Origin of the sequence: Hyalangium gracile (assembly GCF_020103725.1) — a bacterium.
GTDB classification, from domain to species: domain Bacteria; phylum Myxococcota; class Myxococcia; order Myxococcales; family Myxococcaceae; genus Hyalangium; species Hyalangium gracile.
Genome location: NZ_JAHXBG010000004.1, coordinates 294,028 through 317,263, shown reverse-complemented (window position 1 = coordinate 317,263; position 23,236 = coordinate 294,028). Strand labels below are relative to the sequence as shown.

Below are 23,236 nucleotides of genomic sequence, written 5' to 3'. Positions count from 1 at the left end.
GGCGGCCCATGATGACCTCCCCCACTGCGAGTCCCCCGAGCGCCCGAGTTCGAGTCATTGCCTCCTCCCAATCCTGGATGGAAGGCGAGGCCCTCCGGCAGCTGGAAGCGGTGGCGCGATTTCCCGGCATGCGCCTGGCGGTAGGGCTGCCGGATCTCCATCCAGGCAAGGGAGCGCCGGTGGGCGCCGCGCTCGCCTCCGAGGGCTTCCTCTACCCCTTCCTCGTCGGCAATGACATCGGCTGTGGCATGGGGCTGTGGGACGTGGAGCTGGCGGTGCGCAAGGCGAAGCCAGAGCGGTGGGCGGCGCGGTTGGATCTCGATGGGCCGTGGGAAGGGAACACGGCGGCCTTCCTCGCGGAGCAAGGGGTGAAGAGCTCCGGCTTCGAGGAGGCGCTGGGGACGGTGGGCGGAGGCAACCACTTCGCGGAGGTGCAGCGGGTGGATGAAGTGCACGACGCGCCGGCCTTCGCGTCGTTGGGGCTGAGGGAGGACCGGCTGCTGCTGCTCGTCCACTCCGGCTCACGCGGGCTGGGCGAGGCGACGCTGAGGGCCCATGTGGACCGGCACGGCGCCGGCGGCCTCGCGGAGGACTCGGACGAGGCGCGGGCGTACCTGGCGCGGCATGACCACGCGGTGGCCTGGGGCCGAGCCAACCGGGCGCTCATCGCCCACCGCATGATGGACGGCATCGGCGCCAGCGGCCGGCGCGTCCTGGACGTCTGCCACAACAGCGTCGTGTCGCGAGAGGTGGAGGGCTGTACCTGCTGGCTGCATCGCAAGGGCGCGGCGCCTTCGGACCAGGGCCCCGTCGTGATTCCCGGCAGCCGCGGCGCGCTGAGCTACCTGGTCCTCCCGGTGGGAGAGGGCTCCGCGAGCGCGCACAGCCTGGCGCACGGCGCCGGCCGCAAGTGGAACCGCACCACCGCCCGTGAGCGGATGCGCGAGCGCTTCAGCGCCGAGTCCCTCACCCGCACCTCCTTCAAGAGCCACGTCATCTGCGAGGACCGCGACCTGCTCTTCGAGGAGGCCCCGCCCGCGTACAAGGCCATCGACCGGGTGGTGACGGACCTGGTGGAGGCGGGGCTCGTCCGGGTGGTGGCCACGCTGGCCCCGCTGCTCACCTACAAGAAGCGCGGGGGCGCGCGCTCCTAGCGAGCCTGGGGCGTGAAGCGCTCGAGCTGCTCGCTCTGGAGCTCGATGTTGTTCGAAGCTCCATCGGGGAACTGCAGCACGAGGAGGGAGCTCCTCACGGTGCGCAGGCGGTGGGGCACGAGGGTGTCCGGCTCGGCGATGAACTCGACGGTGCTGTCGATCCTCAGCTGCGTCACCTTCATCTCCGGGATCGCCTCATCCCGCCGGCCCATGCTCGCCTTCATGAGGGACGTCAGCCTCTTCAACGCCCCCGCTTGCGCCTGCTCGAGCCCCTTCGGATCCAGCGAGGACTCCAGCACGACCCTCACGCAGCGCTGCTCCGCGGCTCCCTCGGTGCAGGCGACCCGCTCCTTCAGGGACACACGCTCCACTGTGTCCGCGCTGCTTCCCAGCCGCGGCACCGTCGTCTGGCTCCTCCGCTCGACCACCTCGCCCGGCTTCAGGGAGAGCCCGCTCCACTTCCCCACCAGCGCTTCCCACCAGGTCCGCGTGGCCTGCTCCAGGGCCTCGCGCATCAGCTCGGAGAGTTCGGTCTGCTGCTCCTTCGGGAGCCCCTGGTCCTCGGCCTGCCGGGCCATCTGCTCGACTCGCGACTCGATGCCCTCGATGCGGCGCAGCTCTCCCTTGGGCCCCACGACGATGACGGGCATCGACATCAGCCCGAGCTTCTCGAGCGCCTCCTTCTCCTCCGGCGACATCACCTGCTCGGTGATGAGCTTCCGCTCCCCGCCCTGCTCCTCCAGCCGCACCAGGAGGCTCTGCGCCGACTGCTCCGGGGGCTGCTTGTTCTCGCTCGTCGTCGTGGAGGAGTCCACCTGGAAGGAGAACCCCGCCGGCCACGCGAAGCGCAGTGTCACGGCGTCTCCCGCCGCGCCCCCCGCGCCCAAGGAGGTCGCGCAGTGGGTGAGCAGCCCGGCGAGCGCCAGGGGGGTGAGGGCACGAAGGATGGGGGACATGGAGGCTCCAGCCCTGGGGGGCATCGCGGGCGGAGCCATCCTATCCGAGCGTGCCGCTCCTCAGGGCCGAACCTGCTTGCCGGCCCGAGGCAGCGCCTGGCTCAGCCGCCGAAGGCTTCGGCGAAGAAGTCATTCATCGCCTTGTAGGCCCTCTTGGCCACCTTCGCGTTGTACTGAGCCTGACCGGGGACGTTGGCGTCCACGTCGGTGAAGCTGTGCACCGCGTTGCCGTAGGACACCAGCTGCCAGTCCGCCTTCAGCTTGCGCATCTCCTCCTGGAAGCCCGTCACCTCCGCGGGCGGCACGTACGGATCCTCCGCCCCGTGCAGCGCGAGCACCTTGGCGGTGATGCCCTTGCCGTCCGCCGGCGTGGGCGCATCCAGCCCGCCGTGGAAGGACACCACCCCGGCCACGTCCGAGCCGCTCCGCGCCAGTTCCAGCACGCTGGTGCCGCCGAAGCAGAACCCGATGGCGCCCAGCTTCTTGCCGTCCAGCCCCACCGCCTTGCCCTCCGCGCGCAGCATCTCCAGCGCCTTGTTCACTCGGGCCCGCATGAGGACGCGATCGCCTTTCACCGCGCCCGAGACCTTGCCCGCCTCGTCCGTAGTCTTGGGCCGCACCGTCCCGCCGTACATGTCCGCGACGAAGATGATGTAGTCCTTGCCCGCGATCTCCACCGCCTGCTTCAGGTTGGCCGGGTTGATGCCCAGCCAGTTGGGGACCAGCACCAGGCCCGGGCGCGGCGTCTTCACCGCGTCGTCGTAGATCAGCACACCCTCGAGCTTCGTCCCGCTCAGCTCGTACTTCACGGGCTTCTGGACGGGCTTCGCCACCGCCGTCAGCGCCAGCAGCCCCACCAACACACCCAGGCTTCTCATCACGTCATGCTCCTTCATGGCCTCCAGGCCATGTCCAAGGGGGAATGGACGAACCTTCCGCGCCCGTGAACGCCGTGTCCAGCCACATCGTCGCGAAGCGCGACATGGCCGCACGGGCACCACCGCACGTCTTCCCTCGGGAGGCACGCGCGAGGGGCGTGGCACACCGAGTGCTTAGTGAGTCTGCGTCCAGGCAATGAAGCCTGGCGCAACAAGCCACCTCAAAACCCACCAAGGAGTCTGTCATGAAGACGATCAAGAACAACCGCCTGTCCACCCTGTGCGCCTCCATCGCGTTCCTGCTCGGCTCGTCCGCCCTGGCCGGCACCGCCACCGCCAACATGTCTGTCAGCGCCACCGTGTCGAACAGCTGCACCATCAGCACCACCGCCCTCGCGTTCGGTGCGTTCAGCCCGACCAGCGGCCAGCCCGGCAACGGCACCAGCTCGGTGAGCGTCACCTGCACCCAGGACGCGCCGCTGTCCATCATGCTCGGTGAGGGCTCCTACGCCGACGCCGCCTCGTCCCCGGACGCCCCGCTGCGCCGCATGAACTTCGGGACGAGCTACCTCAACTACGAGCTCTACCAGGACGCGGCGCTCACCACGCTCTGGGGCGACTCCTCGAACTCGGGCAAGGGGTCCATCGGCACGGGCTCCGCGGAGAACCACACCGTCTACGCGAAGATCCCCAGTGGCCAGAACGTCCCGGCCGGCGCCTACGCCGACACCCTGCTCGCCACCGTCTCGTTCTAGAGGGCTGACCAGCGTTCCTCGATCATGACCCAGGAGGGGACCCGCGTCCGCGGCTCCCCTCCTGCTTTCCTTCCGCCTCACTTCCTCCGAGAACCCCCATGTCCCTCAAGAACCCGAACGCTCCCTGGTGGACCCGGCTCCTGCTCGCAACGACCGTGGGGATGGTGCCCGCCGGCTCGGCCCTGGCCGCTGACTTCCAGGTGAACCCGGTGCGGATCGATCTCAATGACAAGACCCGGACGGCGCTGCTCGCGGTCCAGAACTCGAGCGCCGAGTCCCTCCGCCTCCAGGTCTCGCTGTACGAGTGGACGCAGGATGCCCAGGGCAGGGTGGAGCTCTCACCGACCCGGGACCTCACCCACTTCCCCTCCCTGCTGATGGTGGAGCCGGGGCAGTCGCGCAACATCCGGGTCGGCGGCCAGCTCACCGCGGGAGACGAGGAGAAGACCTACCGGATCATCGTGGAGCAGCTGCCCACGAACAAGCCTCCGAGCAGCGCTGGCACGCAGATCCACGTGCTCACCCGCATGTCCATTCCCCTGTTCTTTGCCCCCGCGAAGAGCGCCCCCCAGGGGCGAGTGGAGGGCCTGGCGCTTCAGGATGGGGCGGTCTCCTTCTCCCTGCGCAACACCGGCAACACCCACGTCTTCGCGAAGAAGGCCTACGTCAAGGGACGGGATGCCGAGGGCCGCACCGTGCTCGACCAGGCGCAGGTCGGCTGGTACGTGCTCGCGGGAGACGAGCGCCAGTTCTCGCTCCAGGTGCCGGGCGAGCTCTGCCACCGCCTCCGCGAGCTGTCGGTGAAGGTCGAGACCGACAGCGGAACCTTCCCCGCCACCGCCGCGCTGTCGGGCAACCACTGCGGTCGTTGATGTCTCGAGCCCATGCGCTTCCTCCCTCTCCCACAGCGCGTGCAGCGGTCGCCTCATGCCTGGACGGGCCTCGAGGGCGGATGCTCCCGGCTGCTCCTCGTCCTGCTCATGCTGCTCCCCCTGGCCTCCGTTGGCGCCGGGGCCGGCACGCGCGCGGTGCTGGTGCTCGAGCTGAACCACTCGCTCCGGGACGAGGTGTTCCCGGTGCTCCGAGAGGATGACGTGCTGCTGCCCGTGGAGGACCTGCAGCGGGCCCAGGTCGACGTGAAGGCGCTGGGCGGAAGCAGGGAGACGCTCGAGGGGAAGGCCTACGTGTCGCTCCGCTCGCTGAGCCCGAGCGTGACCTACGAGGTGGACGAGGAGCGCGCGCAGCTGAACCTGACGCTGCCTCCCGAGCTCCTGCCCCTCACCCGGGTGGATCTCCGCTCCAGCCTGCGTCCCGCGCGGTTCCAGCTCAACCAGGGCGCGAGCGCCTTCATGAACTACGGGGCGAGCCTGCGCGGTCGGCAGCTCACACTGTCCACCGAGACGGCGGCGGGCATCGGCGAGCTGCTGGTCTCCACCACGGCGTTCTGGCGTCCCGGCAGCCGCCCCGTCCGGGGACTGTCCCGGCTCACGGTGGACAAGCCCGGGCAGATGCTGAGGACCGTGGTGGGAGATGACCAGGTGGGCAGCGGGCTGCTGGGCGGTGGAGCCGTCATCGGAGGACTCCACCTCTCGCGCAACTTCGAGCTCGATCCCTACTTCCTGCAGACGCCCTCGGCCCACTTCTCGGGGAGCGTGGCCACGCCCTCCACGGTGGACGTCTTCGTCAATGGCAACCGCATCCGCCACGCGGAGCTCCCCCCCGGCCCCTTCGAGCTGGCCAACCTGCCGCTCACCCGAGGCCAGGTGGGCACGCGGTACGTGCTGCGCGATGCCTTCGGTCGGGAGCGCCTGGTGGAGAGCCTCGAGTACGTGTCGGCCGGGCTCCTGGCCCCGGGCGTCTCGGCCTTCAACCTCTCGCTCGGGCTGCGACGCAGGGAGCTGGCCACGGAGAGCTTCCACTACGGCGGGCCGGCCTTCCTGGGGAGGTACCGCAGAGGCCTGAGCCCGCGGCTCACGGGGGGCCTGCGCCTGGAGCTGGCGCGAGGGCTCGCCAGCGGTGGGGCCACGGCCTCGTTCGGACTGCCCATTGGCGAGCTGGAGCTGGCGGTGGCCGGCAGCATCGAGGAGAACCGCCCCGGCGTGGCGGGCTCCGTGTCCTATGGGTACGTCACCGGGAGGCTGGGGCTGCAGGCCTTCCTCCGAGGCATGAGCCGCTCCTACGCCACGCTGTCCCTGGCGTCGGCGTATGACCGCCCGCTCCTGAACGCCAGCACGCACGTGAGCGTGTCGCTCAACCAGAGCTTCCGGCTCGGCGGCGAGTTCTCCACGGCGGTCTACCGGGACGTAGGCGCGCAGTCGCGCGCCGCCCTGATCGGCACGCTGCGGCTGAGCGACACGAGCACGCTCACCCTGTCTGGAGGCGCCCTCCACCGGAAGGTGTCCGGCACGGAGTTCACCAGCCTGCTCACGGTCCACTTCATGCTGGGCGCCCACACCACGGGCAGCGTCTCGGGCCGGAAGGATGCCGCCAGCCCGAGCGCCGGAGTGGAGGTCAGCAGCACCATCCCCAACGAGACCGGCTTCGGCTACCGCGTGCGTGCCGAGGCCGCGGCGCATCCCTGGGGAGAGGCGATGGCGAGCTATCAGGGCACCATGGGCAGATACTCGGCGGGGCTCGAGTGGATTCAAGGAGCGCTCACGCCCACGGCGGAGCTCGCAGGCAGCGTCGTGGCCGTCGGCGGTCAGCTCATGCTGGCGCGTCCCATCGACCAAGGCTTCGCGCTGGTGCGTGTGCCCGGCCTGTCCGGAGCGCGGGTCTTCCTCAACAACCGCGAGGTCGCCCAGACCGACCAGCAGGGCAACGCGCTCATCCCGAACCTGCTCCCGTACCACGGCAACCGACTGTCGATCTCCGATCAGGATGTCCCGGAGGACTTTGGCGTCCCGAACCTGGAGATGCTCGTCGCGCCCTACTCCCGACGCGGCGCCGCCGTCGTGTTCCCCACCCGTCGCATCCGTCCCATCCGTGGCATCGTCGCCCTCCATGGCACGGACGCCTCCGTCCTCGCCTACGGCGATCTCACCCTCGAGGTGGGCAGCGAGGTCCTCCGCTCGCCCATCGGCAGCAAGGGTGAGTTCGAGCTGGAGGGAGTCCCGACCGGAACCCACGAGGCGCGCATCACCTACGCGGGCGGGGTGTGCCGCGCCAGGCTGGAGATCCCCGCGACGGAAGGGAAGTTGATCGAGCTGGATGTAGTGCCTTGCGTCTCACAGTCAGGGGACGATTAATGCCCTGGAGCCGACCGGGGGGCGGAACGGCCCCTTGCGCGGCAGGCCCTTGAGGAGAGAAGGTTTCTCGATGAAAGGCCGCGTGCTCATCGTGGATGATGACGACCATCTGTGTCGTCTGCTCGTCCTCAAGCTCAAGACGATGGACTTCGACGCCGTCTTCCGCACCTCCGGCGCCGCGGCTCTCACCGCTCTGGAGTCCGAGGAGGTCGATGTCGTCCTCACCGACCTCAACATGTCCGGCATGGGCGGCCTGGAGCTCTGCCAGCGCGTGGCCTCCGTCCGCCCGGACCTGCCCGTCGTCGTCCTCACCGCGCACGGCACCTTCGACTCCGCCGTCGGCGCCCTTCGCGCGGGCGCCTATGACTTCGCCGTCAAGCCTCCCGACATGGGCGCCCTGGGCATGACGCTCTCTCGCGCCGTCGAGCACCACCGCCTCCGCGAGGAAGTCAAACGCCTGCGTCAGGTGGTGGCCGAAGGCGGCCAGTTCGCCGAGCTGCTCGGCTCCAGTCCCGCCATGCAGCGCCTGTTCGACCTGCTTGGCCGCGTCGCACAGTCCGAGTCCTCCGTCCTCATCATCGGCGAGAGCGGCACTGGCAAGGAGATGGTCGCCCGCGCCCTGTGGAGCAAGGGCCGACGCAAGGACGGTCCCTTCATCGCCGTCAACTGCGCCGCCGTCCCAGAGCAGCTCCTCGAGAGCGAGCTGTTCGGTCACGCCAAGGGCGCCTTCACCGACGCCAAGGGCGCTCGCGCCGGCCTCTTCCAGCAGGCCGACGGCGGCACCCTCTTCCTCGACGAGATTGGCGACATGCCCATCCACCTCCAGGTCAAGGTCCTTCGCGCCCTCCAGGAGCGCAAGGTCCGCCCAGTCGGTGCTGACGCCGAAGTCCCCGTCGACCTGCGCCTCATCGCCGCCACCAACAAGGACCTCGAGTCCGCCATCTCCGAGGGCAAGTTCCGACAGGACCTCTACTTCCGCCTCAACGTCATCCAGGTCGACCTGCCCCCTCTTCGCGCTCGCGGCGCCGACGTCCTCGTCCTGGCTCAGCACTTCCTTCGACACTTCGCCACCCGCGCCTCAAAGGACGTCAAGGGCCTGTCTCCCGAAGTCGCCAAGGCCCTCTCCGGATACTCCTGGCCGGGCAACGTCCGCGAGCTGCAGAACTGCGTCGAGCGCGCCGTCGCACTCACTCGCAACGACCACCTCGTCCCAGACGACCTCCCGGAGCGCATCCGCTCCTTCCAGCCCTCCCACGTCGTCGTCGCCAGCGATGACCCCTCCGAGCTCGTTCCCATGGAGGAAGTCGAGCGCCGCTACATCTCTCGCGTCATGCAGGCCGTCGGCGGCAACAAGACCATGGCCGCTCGCATCCTCGGCCTCGATCGCACCACCCTCTACCGTAAGCTCGAGCGCTTCGCCCTCACCGGGGAAGGCACGGAGGGCGCTCCCGAAAAGCCTCCGTCCTCGCGCGGCTGAGCCCTCGAGGTTGTGACTGGAGGCTCAGCCCGAGGGCCGCAGGCACGGATCCACGGAGCTGGGAGCCACAGGTCGCGGGCCCCTCGCTGCGGGGCGGGTCCCCCCGTTTGGACGGGTCCGCCCGCCCCGGCGTCCCGCTCTCCCACCCCTCACGGATCAGGGGCTCACCCCGGGGGCGCGGGTGGCGCAGTGGGGGCAACGCCACCAGGTGCCCCAGGTGCGCCCGCGGACCGGCGGCACCCGGGCCCCCTGGGCTCCGACCACCGGGCCCGCCCGTTCCTCAAGAGGGCTCCACAAGAGCGGTGGGCCTTGGGCGAGCGGGACGGCCGGTGCGGGCGGACCCGGCAGCCGCCGGGGGGACCCGCACCGTGACGAGGGACCCGCGACCTGTGGACCCTGGAGCGTGTGTCCGTGCTTCCCCCCGGGTGCCAGCGACCCTCTGGCTCTCCCCTGGAACGCCTCGCTCCCTCCCGCCCGTTGCCAGCCCCATCTACCGCCGGCGCTACGTCTCAAACTGATCGGTGCCCTGGTGCAGCCATCCCCTCCGTGCCAGTGGCGCGTTCTGCCCCTCCTTGTCGTGACGCGCCACATGGCCTGACGAGCAGGTTTGAAACAATACCCGGTGATATCAACCCTCTGGCGGCTCGGTCCCGCTGGCATTCTCATTGCTCATTGTCACACGTGAAACATGCAACACACGTGGGACAACAACAGCGCTCCATGTGTGTCTCACGTCCATGCGAGGGAAGGAGTATCACCAATGTTCGCACTGTCATGGATGAAGACGAGCCTGGTGGCTGTGTTGACGGTTCAAGGCTGCGGACAGGAGATGGGCTCCGAGCTGCTCGAGGAGGCGGCCCAGCTCGCTCCGAGCGACGCCTCGGACCCGGACACCTCCCAGTCCCCACCGCGCCTCTCGGTGAGCATCAACGTCAATGTGGCGGCGGGCCAGCGCCCCATCTCTCCGGAGATCTACGGCATGGCGAACGCCACCCCGGCGCAGCTGGCGGACCTCAACATCCCGCTCCACCGCAGCGGTGGAAACCACACCAGCCGCTACAACTGGCAGCTCAATGCCTTCAACCGTGGCAGTGACTGGTATTTCCAGAGCGTGCCCGAGCCCAGCGCCACCCCTGGCGAGGCCGGCGACACCTTCATCACGGGAAGCCGCGCCGCCGGGGCCCAGCCCATGCTCACCGTGCCCATGGTGGGCTGGGTGGCGAAGCTCGGCGCGAGCCGCGGCAAGCTCGCCAGCTTCTCCATCTCACGATACGGCGCCCAGTCCGACCGGGACTGGCAGTGGTTCCCGGACGCGGGCAATGGCATCCGCACCAATGGTCAGCTTGTGACAGGAAACAATCCCACGGATGCCAGCGTACCCTCCACGCCTGCCTTTCAGCGCGGCTGGGTGCAGCACCTGGTCAACCGCTGGGGCGTCTCGGCCGCGGGCGGGCTGCGCTACTACATCCTCGATAACGAACCCAGCCTCTGGCATGCAACGCACCGGGACGTGCACCCCACCGGCGCCACCATGGAGCAGGTGCGAGACCGGATGCTCGACTACGGCGCCGCCGTGAAGGCCGTGGACCCGGGCGCGCTCCTCGTCGGCCCGGAGGAGTGGGGCTGGAGCGGCTACCTCTACAGCGGGTACGACCAGCAGTACGCCCAGCGCAACAACTACCCGCCGCCCGCCGCGCTGCCCGACCGCGCCGCGCACGGTGGGTGGGACTATCTGCCCTGGCTGCTGGATCAGCTCCGCCGCGCCTCCATCGGCACCGGCCGGCGCGCGCTCGATGTCTTGAGCGTCCACTACTACCCGCAGGGCGGTGAGTTCAGCAACAACACCACCCAGGCCATGCAGCTGCTGCGCAATCGCTCCACCCGCTCACTGTGGGATCCGAACTACGTGGACGCGTCCTGGATCGCCGACAGGGTGCAGCTCATCCCCCGGCTGCGCGGCTGGGTGAATGCACACTACCCCGGCACGCGCACCGCCATCACCGAGTACAACTGGGGAGCCGAGGGGCACATCAACGGCGCCACCGCCCAGGCGGACCTGCTGGGCATCTTCGGCCGCGAGGGCCTGGACATGGCCGTGCGCTGGGGCACGCCCGCCGCCAGCACGCCCACCTACAAGGCCATCAAGCTCTACCGGAACTATGACGGCCAGCGCTCCACCTTCGGAGACGTGAGCGTATCCACCACGGTGCCAGACCCCGACACGGTGTCCGCCTTCGCGGCGCGGCGCTCCTCGGACGGAGCGCTCACCCTCATGGTGGTGACCAAGCACCTCACGAGCGGAGCCAACCTCGCCGTCAACCTCGCGGGCTTCCAGCCGGGTAGGCCGGCTCAGGTCTGGCAGCTCACCTCTGCCAATACCCTCACGCGCAAGGCGGATGTGCCCCTGTCGGGCACGTCCCTCTTCACCTCCGTGCCGGCCGCCAGCGTCACGCTCTTCGTGGTGCCAGCCCAGCCCCGCTAGAACCCGGGCCGCGGCGTGTAGCGCTCCTGGCTGTGGCAGGATGCCACACGCCTTCGGGCACGCCGCCTATCTCCCTGAAAGCAGACGCTTTCTCCAACCTCCGGGCCGTGTCGCAAAACGCCACGGTGCACAGGCCCGGAATCCAGGGGGGAGCCGTTGGAGTCGCAGGAGCCCTGTGGTTTCCCGTGGTTGACCGCTCCGTGGAAGCTGGCATCCCACTTGCTCATGGTTGCTGCTGCCCTCTGACGCAGCCCGACAAAGTGATGGAGACACCGGCTCGCATCCCTCGTCCCTCGAGACGCTCCGTGGTGCTCGCGATGGGGGCACTGGTGCTGCTGTCCGTCCTCTTCATCCTCGGCCGGCAGGGCTCCCCGGCCGAGCACCTACGCTACCGCTCCCAGCTGCGCGCGCTCTGGGTGGACAGCATCTCGCTCAACGACAGCATCCTCGACGCCCGCCTGGGACTGGCCAGCCCCCCCGGCTCCTGGTCCGCGCAGTTCGCCGCGCTGCGCGCGAAGGCCGAGGCGCTGAAGGCCTATCCGAGCTTCCTCCGACAGCAGGATCGAGCGCGGATGGACAAGCGGCTGGGGGACTACCAGCAGGCGCTGGAGATCACCCAGGCGCAGCTGGCGAAGCTCGCGGAGCTGGACGCACGCGGGGCTGACCGGCGCGAGGCGGTTGACGCGCTCCGGACGCTGCGAAAGCACGCCCTCAACGCCCAGGCGCGATGGCTCGTCATCGGCTACTTCCAGCTCTACGACGAGGCGGTGGAGCGTGCCCAGCGCGCCCACACCCTGCTCTTCCTCCTGGCCCTGGTGCTCGGCGGCTTCGTCATGGCGGTGCTGGTACGGCTGGGGAAGACCGGGCGCATGCTCGACACGCTCAACCGCGAGCTGGAGCGCCGGGTGGCGGAGCGGACCTCGGCCCTCTCCGCCGTGAACGCGGAGCTGCGCGACAACGCCGCGCGCAAGGCCGCCATCCTGGAGGGCTCGCTGGACTGCATCATCACCCTGGATGAGGCCGGGTGCATCCTCGAGTTCAACCCCGCCGCCGAGCTCACCTTCCGCCTGCCCGGCGCCGCGGCCGTGGGACGGGACTTCCGGCGCCTGGCGCTCCCCGCCACCCTGCCGAATGAAGCGCGCGAGGCCCTGGCTCGGGCGCTGCGGCCGGATGCCGAGCCCGGCCGGGCTCGACGCCTGGAGCTGAGCCTCATGCGCGTTGACGGGAGCCTCTTCCCCGCCGAGCTCACCGTCTTCCGGGTGCGGGGCGATGGCCCCATCCTCTTCAGCATCTACCTGCGTGACATCTCCGAGCGCAAGGAGGTGGAGCGCATGAAGAACGAGTTCATCTCCACCGTCAGCCACGAGCTGCGCACCCCGCTCACCTCCATCCGTGGCTCCCTGGGGCTGATGGAGAACGGCATCATGGGCACCCTGCCCCCGCAGGCCCAGGACATGGTGCGCATCGCCCGCACCAACACCGAGCGCCTCATCCGCCTCATCAACGACATCCTCGACCTGGAGAAGATCGAGTCCGGCAAGCTGGAGCTCAAGCTCCAGGCCCTGGACGTCTCTGACCTCATCGATGCCACGTTCGCCGGGCTGCGCGCCATGGCCGACGCGGCGCAGGTGACGCTGCGCTCCTCCACCGCGGGCGCTGGACCGGTGCGCGGCGATCGCGACCGGCTCATCCAGGTGCTCACCAACCTGGTCTCCAACGCCATCAAGTTCTCCCCCGCCAGGGGCGTGGTCAAGGTCAGCGCCACGCGGGACGCGCGGGGCGCCGTGCGCTTCTCCGTCATCGACCGCGGCCAGGGCATCTCCGCCGAGCAGCGCGGGCGGCTGTTCGGCAAGTTCCAGCAGCTGGATGGCTCGGACACCCGCTCCAAGGGCGGCACGGGGCTGGGGCTGGCCATCTCCCAGTCCATCGTCGAGCAGCACGGCGGCCGCATCGAGGTCCACAGCGATCCGGGGCAGGGCTCCATCTTCACCTTCGCCATCCCGGCCGTCAGCATGGACTCCTCCTCGGTGCCCACGGTGCGCGACGAGTCCCGCCACAGCGTCCTCATGGTCACCGCGGACGAGCCCCTCCACGGCCTGCTGCGCGGCCTGCTCAAGTCCGAGGGCTATCGCGTCCTGCGCACCGCGTGCCTCCAGGAAGCGCGCCGGATGATCGAGGCCGGGGCACCGGATGCCCTGGTGCTCGACAACCAGGTGCCGGACGGCAACGTCCTGGAGCTGGTCCAGCACCTCCGCGAAGAGCCGAGCACCCACCAGCTCCCCATCCTCGTGGTGTCTCCCCACCTGCCGGAGAGCGAGGGGCTGCTGGCGCCCCTGGGCGTCAACTGGCTGGTCAAGCCCTTCGACGAGACGCGCTTCCTCAACACGCTCCGGTTCGCCCTGCGCGAGCCCGGCAAGGCCCGGGTCCTGGTGGTGGACGATGATCCGTCCCTGCGGCACATCCTATGCACCGTCCTGGAGCGCATGGGCGTGCAATGCCTCGAGGCCTCCGATGGGGACAAAGCCGTGGCCCTCGCTCGCGAGAAGCCACCCGACCTCATCATCCTCGACGTGAACCTGCCACGCATGGACGGCTTCGAGGTGGTGGACCTGCTGCGCCAGGGCAAGAGCCGCACCACGCCGCTCATCGTCTTCACCGGACGGGAGCTCACCCTGGAGGATCAGCGCCAGCTCACGCTGGGCACCACCTGTCACCTCCACAAGAGCCGCTCCTCCGAGGAGGAGATGGCGCGCATCGTGAAGGAGTTTCTCAATGGCCTGCTGCCGCGCCATGACGGCTGGGCGGCAGTGCCAGGAAAGGTGGCCTCATGATCCCCTCGAGTTCGCAAGAGTTGGAAGGGGGGCCTCCGGCACGGCCGCCCCTGAGAAAGGACGGTCTCGCGATGCAGGGGCGCGTGCTCATCGTGGATGATGACGACCATCTGTGTCGTCTGCTCGCCCTCAAGCTCAAGGCGATGGACTTCGACACCGTCTTCCGCACCTCCGGCGCCGCGGCCCTCACCGCTCTGGAGTCCGAGGAGGTCGATGTCGTCCTCACCGACCTCAACATGTCCGGCATGGGCGGCCTGGAGCTCTGCCAGCGCGTGGCCTCCGTCCGCCCGGACCTGCCCGTCGTCGTCCTCACCGCGCACGGCACCTTCGACTCCGCCGTCGGCGCCCTTCGCGCGGGCGCCTATGACTTCGCCGTCAAGCCTCCCGACATGGGCGCCCTGGGCATGACGCTCTCTCGCGCCGTCGAGCACCACCGCCTCCGCGAGGAAGTCAAACGCCTGCGTCAGGTGGTGGCCGAAGGCGGCCAGTTCGCCGAGCTGCTCGGCTCCAGTCCCGCCATGCAGCGCCTGTTCGACCTGCTTGGCCGCGTCGCACAGTCCGAGTCCTCCGTCCTCATCATCGGCGAGAGCGGCACTGGCAAGGAGATGGTCGCCCGCGCCCTGTGGAGCAAGGGCCGACGCAAGGACGGTCCCTTCATCGCCGTCAACTGCGCCGCCGTCCCAGAGCAGCTCCTCGAGAGCGAGCTGTTCGGTCACGCCAAGGGCGCCTTCACCGACGCCAAGGGCGCTCGCGCCGGCCTCTTCCAGCAGGCCGACGGCGGCACCCTCTTCCTCGACGAGATTGGCGACATGCCCATCCACCTCCAGGTCAAGGTCCTTCGCGCCCTCCAGGAGCGCAAGGTCCGCCCAGTCGGTGCTGACGCCGAAGTCCCCGTCGACCTGCGCCTCATCGCCGCCACCAACAAGGACCTCGAGTCCGCCATCTCCGAGGGCAAGTTCCGACAGGACCTCTACTTCCGCCTCAACGTCATCCAGGTCGACCTGCCCCCTCTTCGCGCTCGCGGCGCCGACGTCCTCGTCCTGGCTCAGCACTTCCTTCGACACTTCGCCACCCGCGCCTCAAAGGACGTCAAGGGCCTGTCTCCCGAAGTCGCCAAGGCCCTCTCCGGATACTCCTGGCCGGGCAACGTCCGCGAGCTGCAGAACTGCGTCGAGCGCGCCGTCGCACTCACTCGCAACGACCACCTCGTCCCAGACGACCTCCCGGAGCGCATCCGCTCCTTCCAGCCCTCCCACGTCGTCGTCGCCAGCGATGACCCCTCCGAGCTCGTTCCCATGGAGGAAGTCGAGCGCCGCTACATCTCTCGCGTCATGCAGGCCGTCGGCGGCAACAAGACCATGGCCGCTCGCATCCTCGGCCTCGACCGCACCACCCTCTACCGCAAGCTCGAGCGCTACGGCCTCGCCGCGGAAGGGGCCTGAGTCCGTCCCGGCTCCTCTCGCGACACGCGGCCGCTCCTCACACCCTCCTCCTTGTTCCGGGGAGGGTGTGGCGTTTTGCAAATCCCCACAACCACCCTGTCGTAAAACACAACAGCCCCCTCGGGGCGCCCGCGAATTGCTTCAAGTCCACTCATGGCATGGTCCTGGCAACCTTCTCGTGGGAGGGGAGCCGCGGCCCTCAGGGAGCCCGACCGTCCGCCATGATGACCTCTCCCAAGACGACCCACCTCTCGAAGCGCTCCATGGGCCTTGCGATGGTGGTGCTGGCTTCGCTGTGTGGCGTCCTCGGAATGGACCCCGAGCCACTGCCGCCACCCCCTCCCAGGGCATACGCCGAGAGCGTCTCCATCTCTCCCGTGCGCATCTTCGTGCTGGGAGGCATGGCGCTGTTGAGCGCGTACGCGGTGGTCGCCCTGGCGCGGTGGACGTACATGACCACCACGTGTGCGCGGATCACCTCCCGCCAGGAGCTGGAGCGCCGCCTGGAGGAGTACGCCGCGGCGCTGGCGGCCACGCACGAGGATCTCCGCGACAGCGAGGCGCGCAAGGCCGCCCTCTTCGAGGGCTCGCTGGACGCCATCATCACCCTGGACGCGGACAGCCGCATTTTGGAGTTCAACCCCGCCGCCGAGCGCATCTTCCGGGTACCGCGAGCGCAGGCGCTCCGACGCGACTTCCTGGCCCTGGGGCTGGCGGCCTCCGCCACGCCCGAGCAGCGACACACGGTGGTGCGCGCGCTCCAGGCGGACGTCGAGCCCGGCCGCGCCACGCGCCTGGAGCTGTCCGGGCTGCGCGCCGACGGCTCCGTCTTCCCCGCGGAGATCACCATCATCCGCGTCACCGCCGAGAGCCCGCCACGCTTCACCGCCTACGTGCGCGACATCTCCGAGCGCCGGGAGGTGGAGCGGATGAAGAGCGAGTTCGTCTCCACCGTCAGCCACGAGCTGCGCACCCCGCTCACCTCCATCCGCGGCTCCCTGGGGCTGATGGAAGGAGGGGTGCTGGGAGAGCTCCCCGAGCCCGTGCAGGAGATGGTGCGCATCGCCCGCACCAACACCGAGCGCCTCATCCGCCTCATCAATGACATCCTGGACCTGGAGAAGATCGAGTCCGGCAAGCTGGAGCTGCGGCTGCAGTCCGTGGAGGTGGAGGAGCTGGTGGAGGCCACCTTCAGCGGCCTGCAGGGCATGGCGGACGCGGCGAAGGTGAAGCTGAGCTCCAGTGTGCATGGCGCCGGCCAGGTGCGAGCGGACCGGGATCGGCTCATCCAGGTGCTCACCAACCTGGTCTCCAACGCCATCAAGTTCTCCCCGGCCCACAGCGTGGTGGAGATCCAGGCGGCGCGAGACATGCAAGGCCTGGTGCGCATCGCCGTGAAGGACCAGGGGCCGGGCATCCCTCCGGACAAGCACGCGAAGCTGTTCGGCAAGTTCCAGCAGCTGGACAGCTCGGACACCCGCTCCAAGGGCGGCACGGGGCTGGGGCTGGCCATCTCCCAGGCCATCATCGAGCAGCACGGCGGCCACATCGAGGTGCACAGCGAGGCGGGCCAGGGCGCCACCTTCACGTTCTCGCTCACGGCGGTGCGGGTGGAAGTAGGCGCCACCCCCGTGGTGAGGGATGAGTCGCGCTACAACGTCCTCGTCGTCACCGCGGACACGGAGCTCTCCACGCAGCTGCGGGGCCTGCTGACGGAGGAGGGCTACCGCGTGCTGCGCGCCGGCACGCTGGAGGAGGCCTCGCGGCTGCTCGAGGCGGGGGCGCCGGACGTGCTCGTCCTCGAGCCCCTGCTGCCGGACGGCGAGGGGCTGATGCTGGCGCGGCGGCTGCGCTCGGAGGCGCGCACGCGGGAGCTGCCCATCGTCCTGCTGGCCGAGCCTCTCTCCACCGAGGAGCTGCGCATGCAGCGGGTGGCCTGGGTGGCCCGTCCCCTCCAGCAGGAGCGCTTCCTGCCCGCGCTGCGCGAGGTGCTCCGCCAGCCGGGCCAGGCCCGCGTGCTGCTGGTGGATGACGACGTGGACGCGCGGCGGCTGCTGCGCTCGTGCCTGGAGCGGCTGGGAGCGGCCTGCTACGAGGCCGAGGATGGAGAGCGCGCGGTGGCGCTCGCCCGGGAGACGCCGCCGGACCTCATCGTCCTGGACGTCCTGCTGCCCCTGCTGGATGGCTTCGAGGTGGTGGACCTGCTCCGCCAGGGCAAGGGGCGCAGCACCCCGCTCATCGTCTTCACCGTGCGCGAGCTGTCCCAGGACGAGCTGCGCCAGCACACGCTCGGCAACACCCGCTACATCCTCAAGCGCCCCTCGGCCGAGGAGGAGCTCACCCGCGCGGCGCGAGAGCTGCTCGGCCCCCTGCTGGAGCGTCCGCCCTCGGCCTCATGAGGCCGGCAGCCCCGACGCATCCACGCCGGGCAGCTCGAACCAGAAGGTGGACCCCTTCCCGGGCTGGCTCTCCACGCCAATCCTCCCCCGGTGCAGCTCCACGATGGCCTTCGAGATGGCGAGCCCCAGCCCCGTCCCGCCCTTCTGCCGCTGGTCCGAGCCGTCCAGCTGCTGGAACTTGCCGAAGAGCTTGTGCCGCTGCTCCGGCGCGATTCCCCGCCCCTGATCCACCACGGAGAAGCGCACCCACTGTTCCCCATCCGCCGCCAGGCGGATGAGGACCGTGCCCTGCGGCGGCGAGAACTTGATGGCGTTGGAGACCAGGTTGGTGAGCACCTGGACGACGCGGTCGAAGTCGCCCCAGGCCCGCAGCGACGCGTCCACCTCCGAGACCAGCTGCACGCCGGCCATCTGCGCCATCCCGCGGATGCCGTCCACCGTCGTGGAGACGACCTGGATCGGATCCACCTCTCCCAGCCTCAGCTCGAGCCCCCCCGCCTCGATCTTCTCGATGTCGAGGATGTCGTTCACCAGCCGGATGAGCCGCTCGACGTTGGCGTGGGCGATCTGGATCAGCCCTCGCGCCTGGGGATCGATGCTGCCCACGACGCCGCCCTGCAGCAGGGAGAGCGAGCCCAGGATGGCGGTGAGCGGGGTGCGCAGCTCGTGGCTCACGGTGGAGACGAACTCGTTCTTCAGCCGCTCCACCTCGCGCCGCTCCGAGATGTCGCGGATCTTCGCGGCGAACCAGTACCCCTGCGTCACCGGCAGCTCGTAGAGGGCGAGCTCGAAGGGGAACACCTCGCCATTCTTCCGGCGCCCCTCCCACTCCCAGATGCGCCCCGGCTCCAGCCGCTTGTCCTGCTCGAGCAGCCTGCCGCGATCGCCCGTGGCCTCGGCGGCCAGCAGGGAGAAGGGCTGCCCGATGCACTCGTCCCGCAGGTAGCCGAAGATGCGCTCGGCCGCGCCGTTCATCGTCTCGATGCGCCCCAGCTCGCTGATGATGACGAGCCCGGTGGGCATGTGCTCGATGACGGCCCGGGTGCGCGCCTCGCTGACGCGCAGCGCCTCCTGGACCTGGTTGCGCAGGATGAAGTGGGCCAGCTCCCGGCCAATCTGCGCGAGCAGCTGGAGCAGATCCTCGTCCACCGGCCGCGGTGCCCGCCCGAACAGCTCCAGCACGCCCAGCAGCTCGCGCTCGGCCACGAGGGGAACCGCGCAGCCGGAGCTCAGCCCGGCCTGGCGCGCCGCGCTCCCCCGGGGCACGCTGCCCTCGTCCTCATGGGAGAGCGCGGTGAGCCACTCGGGCCGCCCCGTGGCCCAGACGTGGCCCGGCAGGGCCTGCCCCTGTTGGAGCACCCCGGCCTTGGACAGGGACTCGAACTCCCCGAGCCCGGAGGCGGGAGACGTGTACGTCTCCACCACGCGCAGGGCGCCTGGCTCCCCCCCCAGCTTCCAGAGCGCCCCGTACTCCCAGCGGAACTCCTCGCACAGCAGCTGAAGGATGTAGCGGATGGCCTCTTCCAGGCCGCGGGACTCCGCCATGGCCTGCGCCACGGCATGGAGGACGCTCTGGCGCTGAAGCTGGGAGGCCAGCCGCCGCTCCGCGGCGATGATGCGCTCTCCCACGTGGATGCGGGCCAGCAGATCCGGGGGATGAAAGGGTTTGAGGATGAAGTCGTCGGCGCCGGCCTCGCGTCCGGCGACCGTGGCCTCGCCATCCGTCCTGGAGGTGATCAGGATGAGGAAGACATAGGGCCGCCCCTGGAGCTGCCGGACGCGCTTGCAGATCTCCGGCCCGTCCAGCCCCGGCATGTTCCAGTCGAGCACCGCGATCGTCGGGGACTCCTGGCCCTGGAGCACCCGCCACGCCTGCTCACCGTCGCTCACGGCCAGCGTCGAATAGCCATACCGCTGAAGCGTCGCCTCGAGCATCCTCCGGGAGGTTGCTTCATCGTCGGCGATGAGCACCGTCGTCTTCATGAACCTCTCGTGTGGAAGGGCTGGGCAGCTTTCCTACAACCGGTACGCGAGTCAAGCTCACCCCGGTTCTCCGCTCAGGCCTCGGAGCTCAACTCTTCCAGGGCCCCCTGAAGTCTCACCAGCTCCAGCCTCAGTCGCTCCAGCGCCTCCCGGGCTTCCTCCATGTGTCCCTGGTGCGCGGCCTCTTCCAGCCTGCGCGCGGCGGCGGCGGCGGGCTCGGCGGTGAGGTTGAGGAGGGCGCCTTTCACTTTGTGTGCGGCTCGAGCCGCTTCCCGCGCATCACCCCGGGCCATGGCCTCGTCGAGGGCCGCCCAGAGCCGCGGGCGCTCGGCGAGGAAGAGCTCCACCACCTCCTTCATCAGCTGGACGTCCCCGCCGACATGACCGAGCAGGCGCTCGCGGTCCATCGGCTCTCCGCTGGAGGGCCGCGGTGGCGGCCGGGCCTCGCCAGGGACGGAGAGCTCCTCGAGGGCGCTCAGGAGCGTGGCCAGCTTCAGCGGCTTGGCGATGTAGCCATCCATCCCCGCGTCGAGGCACCGCTGCGCGTCGCCTTTCATGTCCTGCGCCGTCAGCGCGATGATGGGGACGTGGCCTCCCCGGAGCGCCTCCTCGGAGCGGATGATGCGCGTGGCCTCGAGCCCATCCATCCCGGGCATCTGCACATCCATGAGCACGACGTCATAGTGCCGCGTCCGGAGCGCCTCGATGGCGGCGAGCCCCGTGCCCACCGAGAACACGTGGTGTCCGGCCCGCTCCAGCAGGACGGTGACGATGCGCTGGTTGACGGCGTTGTCCTCCACCACGAGGACCTCCCGAGGCTTGCGGGTCGGCGCGCCCGCGCCGGGCTGGGAGGCGGAGACGAGGCGTCGGGGCCCGCCGCTCAGCAGGGACTGCACCGTCTCCAGCAGCACGGAGGGGCTCACCGGCTTGAGCAGCCACGCGCAGGGCTCGAGCTCCGGCACGCCGGCCACCTGGCTCTCGTTCGTCGACAGGAGCAGGATGATGGGGACCGACGCTCCGCGAGGATCGGCGCGCATGGCACGGGCCGTGTCCCACCCGCCGCGCTCGTTCAGCTTCACCTCCAGGATGGCCAGCTGGATGGGAGAGCCCGCCGCGTGCCGGGCCTCGAGCGCGGCGAGCGCGGCGGCAGGCTCCGAGACTTCGTGGGGCACCATCCTCCAGCCACGCAGCAGCTCCGCCAGGATGCGCCGATGGCTCGCGTTCTCCACCATGACGAGCACCGAGAGGCCGCTCAGGCGCTCCCCATTGGCCATCAGGCCTCTCGCGGGGGGCTCGCCGTCCAGCGGGAGCGCCAGGGCGAAGTGGAAGCGACTGCCGCGGCCGACCTTGCTCTCCGCCTGGAGCCGGCCCCCCATCAAGGAGACGAGCTGCGAGCAGATGGAGAGCCCCAGGCCGGTGCCCCCATACTTGCGGGTGGTGGCCTCATCCGCCTGCGTGAACGCCTCGAACACGTGGGCGAGCTTGTCCTCCGGGATGCCGATGCCCGTGTCCGTCACGGAGAAGCGCAGCCGGACCTGGCCCGAGAGGTGCCCCTCCCGCTCGACGGAGACGATGACCTCTCCCCGCTCGGTGAACTTGAGCGCGTTCTCCAGCAGGTTGAGCAGCACCTGGCGCAGGCGGTGAGGGTCCCCCACCAGCGCATCCGGCACGTCCTCGGGCACGGCCATCAGCAGCTCGAGCCCCTTGGCGTGGGCCCGCAGCGCGAGCGGCTTGAGCGTCTCTCCCAGCAGATCCCGGAGGCGGAAGGGGAGCGTCTCCAGCCGGAGCTTCCTCGCCTCGAGCTTCGAGAAGTGCAGCAGATCATCGATGAGCCTCAGCAGCGCGTGCGCGGAGTGCTGGGCCGTCTCCAGGAAGTCCCGCTGCTGATGGCTCAGCGGCGTGCCGAGCGTGAGGTCCACCATCCCGATGACGCCATTGAGCGGGGTGCGAATCTCATGGCTCATCCGCGCCAGGAAGTCGGACTTGACCCGAGCCGCCTCCTCCGCGGCCTCCTTGGCCTGCACCAGCGCCAGCTCCGCCTGCTTGCGCAGCGACACGTCGAAGGCAATGCCCGCGAACTGGCTGATGTGTCCCTGGGCGTCGCGGATCGCCGAGAGCGAGAGCTGGATCAACACCCGGCTCCCATCCTTGCGGATGTAGGTCCACTCGCCGTCCGCCCCGCGTCCCGCCAGCCGCTGCGCGGCGAGGAAGACCTGGTCGGGCGGCACCTCCTGGCCGAGCTCCTGGGAGAGCTGCCGCGCCCGCGCCTCCAGCTCCTGGGGATCGTGGAAGATCAGGGGCGTGACCCGGCCAATCACCTCCTCCGCGCGGTAGCCGGTCAGGCGCTCGGCGCCCTTGTTGAAGACGCGGATGATGCCACTGGAGTGGGTGGAGACGATGGCGTAGTTCGTCCCATCCAGGATGGCGCTCTGGAAGCGGGTGAGCGCCTCGAACTGCCGCGCCCGCCACCGGTCCTTGAAGGCCAGGGAGACGGCGATGAAGACCAGCACGCTCACCAGCCCGCCCGCGGCGAGCACCGCTCCGGGCAGCATCGACCAGAGGGGATCCATCCGGGAGGGCGCGGGCTGAAGCCTCACACGCCACTCCACGTTGCGGACCTGGAAGGTGCCCTCCTGGGCCCACTCACCGCGCTCGGGCTCTCCTGGCAACTCCCGGTGGTAGATGCGCTCGTCGCCATCAAAGACAGTCATCGCGAAGCGCGACTGGAAGTCCTGGCCCAGGATGGTCTCCAGCGTGTCCTGGATGCGAAAGACACCGATGAGCGTGCCCTGGGAGGGCCCCTGCCGCGCGATGGGCACGAGGACGAGGAAGCCTCTTCCTCGCTGCGCCAGCTCCACGGTCCGGGAGACCACCACCTCCCCGCGCTCCTCGGCCTGGCGTATCGACTCACGCCGCCGCGCCTCGGCGCCCAGGTCCAGCCCCAACACCGCCCCGTTTCCTTCCAGCGGGATGACCCACCGGATGTGCTGGCTGGGATCGGCCCACTCGATGGCCTGGAAGCTCTTGAAGTGCTGGTAGTAGAACGTGGCGTCGGCCTCCCATTCCTCCTTGGAGGCGGGGCTGCGCTCCCAGCGGCGCGCCATGCGCACCAGCGCGAGGATGCGATCCTCGATCTGCGCCTCCACCTTCTCCTTCGCGCGCCGCAGCTCGATGTTCAGCTCATTCTCGAAGTGCTTCCGGCGCTCCTCCTGAAGCGCGAGGGCGACCGGCAGCGTGGCGAGCAGCACGCCCAGGGCCGCCGCCAGGGCCGCCGCCCACCCCCAGCCCAGGGAGGGCCGCGCGAGGGCGTCCTGCTTGCGAGGCAAAGCGGTCATCCTCAACTTCGCCCCCTGAGGCAGACACAGAAGCGTCGGAGCGGGGCGCACGCCGCCCCTCATGCCGCAAGTGATAATGGAAACAGCGAGGTGAGGACAAGTCGAGCGCGCTTCCCTTTCAGCCAGGGTCTGACGCGTTCCGCTCCTCTCCGTCGCAGGGCACCACAGCCGCGAGCGGCGTGGACCGGGCAAGGCCTCGACATCCCAACCGCATGGACGCTCGCCCGCCGTGGCATCCCGGTTGCTCTCGGAGGGCGTATGGCTTGCGTGGCTGGGAGGACCATCATGATGACGTC

At 69.7% G+C, this 23,236-nt stretch carries 13 protein-coding genes; 9 read left to right on the top strand and 4 right to left on the bottom strand.

Annotated elements, in window-relative coordinates; genetic code table 11:
- Positions 1-8 precede the first annotated feature (8 nt).
- Positions 9-1,154, top strand: coding sequence for an RNA ligase RtcB family protein (locus KY572_RS10160; protein ID WP_263451546.1), 1,146 nt, complete (start codon positions 9-11; stop codon positions 1,152-1,154).
- On the opposite strand, the gene KY572_RS10155 is transcribed toward KY572_RS10160, so the two are convergent.
- Positions 1,151-2,110 (bottom strand): hypothetical protein, encoded by a 960-nt coding sequence (locus tag KY572_RS10155; protein ID WP_224242346.1) that lies wholly within the window; start codon positions 2,108-2,110, stop codon positions 1,151-1,153. The two genes, KY572_RS10160 and KY572_RS10155, sit on opposite strands and share 4 nt — an antisense overlap.
- 101 nt (positions 2,111-2,211) lie before the next feature.
- A complete protein-coding gene (locus tag KY572_RS10150) occupies positions 2,212-2,988 on the bottom strand; it encodes a dienelactone hydrolase family protein (RefSeq protein ID WP_224242345.1) in 777 nt (258 codons plus the stop codon).
- A 245-nt stretch (positions 2,989-3,233) separates the two neighbouring features.
- On the opposite strand from KY572_RS10150, the gene KY572_RS10145 reads away from it, so the two are divergent.
- From KY572_RS10145 to KY572_RS10105, 8 genes are all read left to right on the top strand, one after another.
- Positions 3,234-3,743 (top strand): Csu type fimbrial protein, encoded by a 510-nt coding sequence (locus KY572_RS10145; RefSeq protein ID WP_224242344.1) that lies wholly within the window; start codon positions 3,234-3,236, stop codon positions 3,741-3,743.
- A gap of 98 nt (positions 3,744-3,841) precedes the next feature.
- Positions 3,842-4,615 carry a fimbrial biogenesis chaperone gene (locus KY572_RS10140; protein ID WP_224242343.1) on the top strand — a complete coding sequence of 258 codons (774 nt, stop codon included), beginning with the start codon at positions 3,842-3,844 and terminating at the stop codon, positions 4,613-4,615.
- A 12-nt stretch (positions 4,616-4,627) separates the two neighbouring features.
- The gene (locus KY572_RS10135; RefSeq protein ID WP_224242342.1) at positions 4,628-6,991 is read left to right on the top strand and encodes a fimbria/pilus outer membrane usher protein; all 2,364 of its coding nucleotides are present in this window, start codon (positions 4,628-4,630) and stop codon (positions 6,989-6,991) included.
- A 70-nt stretch (positions 6,992-7,061) separates the two neighbouring features.
- The gene (locus KY572_RS10130) at positions 7,062-8,468 is read left to right on the top strand and encodes a sigma-54-dependent transcriptional regulator (RefSeq protein ID WP_224242341.1); all 1,407 of its coding nucleotides are present in this window, start codon (positions 7,062-7,064) and stop codon (positions 8,466-8,468) included.
- Positions 8,469-9,228: 760 nt separating this feature from the next.
- Positions 9,229-10,950, top strand: coding sequence for a glycoside hydrolase family 44 protein (locus KY572_RS10120; RefSeq protein ID WP_224242340.1), 1,722 nt, complete (start codon positions 9,229-9,231; stop codon positions 10,948-10,950).
- 305 nt (positions 10,951-11,255) lie between these two features.
- Positions 11,256-13,781: a response regulator gene (locus KY572_RS10115; protein WP_224242339.1), complete on the top strand. Its 2,526-nt coding sequence runs from the start codon at positions 11,256-11,258 to the stop codon at positions 13,779-13,781.
- A 71-nt stretch (positions 13,782-13,852) separates the two neighbouring features.
- A complete protein-coding gene (locus KY572_RS10110; protein WP_224242338.1) occupies positions 13,853-15,223 on the top strand; it encodes a sigma-54-dependent transcriptional regulator in 1,371 nt (456 codons plus the stop codon).
- 221 nt (positions 15,224-15,444) lie between these two features.
- Complete coding sequence (locus KY572_RS10105) at positions 15,445-17,622, top strand: ATP-binding protein (protein WP_224242337.1); 2,178 nt, start codon at positions 15,445-15,447, stop codon at positions 17,620-17,622.
- On the opposite strand, the gene KY572_RS10100 is transcribed toward KY572_RS10105, so the two are convergent.
- Positions 17,617-19,605, bottom strand: coding sequence for an ATP-binding protein (locus tag KY572_RS10100; RefSeq protein WP_224242336.1), 1,989 nt, complete (start codon positions 19,603-19,605; stop codon positions 17,617-17,619). The two genes, KY572_RS10105 and KY572_RS10100, sit on opposite strands and share 6 nt — an antisense overlap.
- 74 nt (positions 19,606-19,679) lie before the next feature.
- Positions 19,680-22,940 carry a response regulator gene (locus tag KY572_RS10095; protein ID WP_224242335.1) on the bottom strand — a complete coding sequence of 1,087 codons (3,261 nt, stop codon included), beginning with the start codon at positions 22,938-22,940 and terminating at the stop codon, positions 19,680-19,682.
- Positions 22,941-23,236 lie beyond the last annotated feature (296 nt).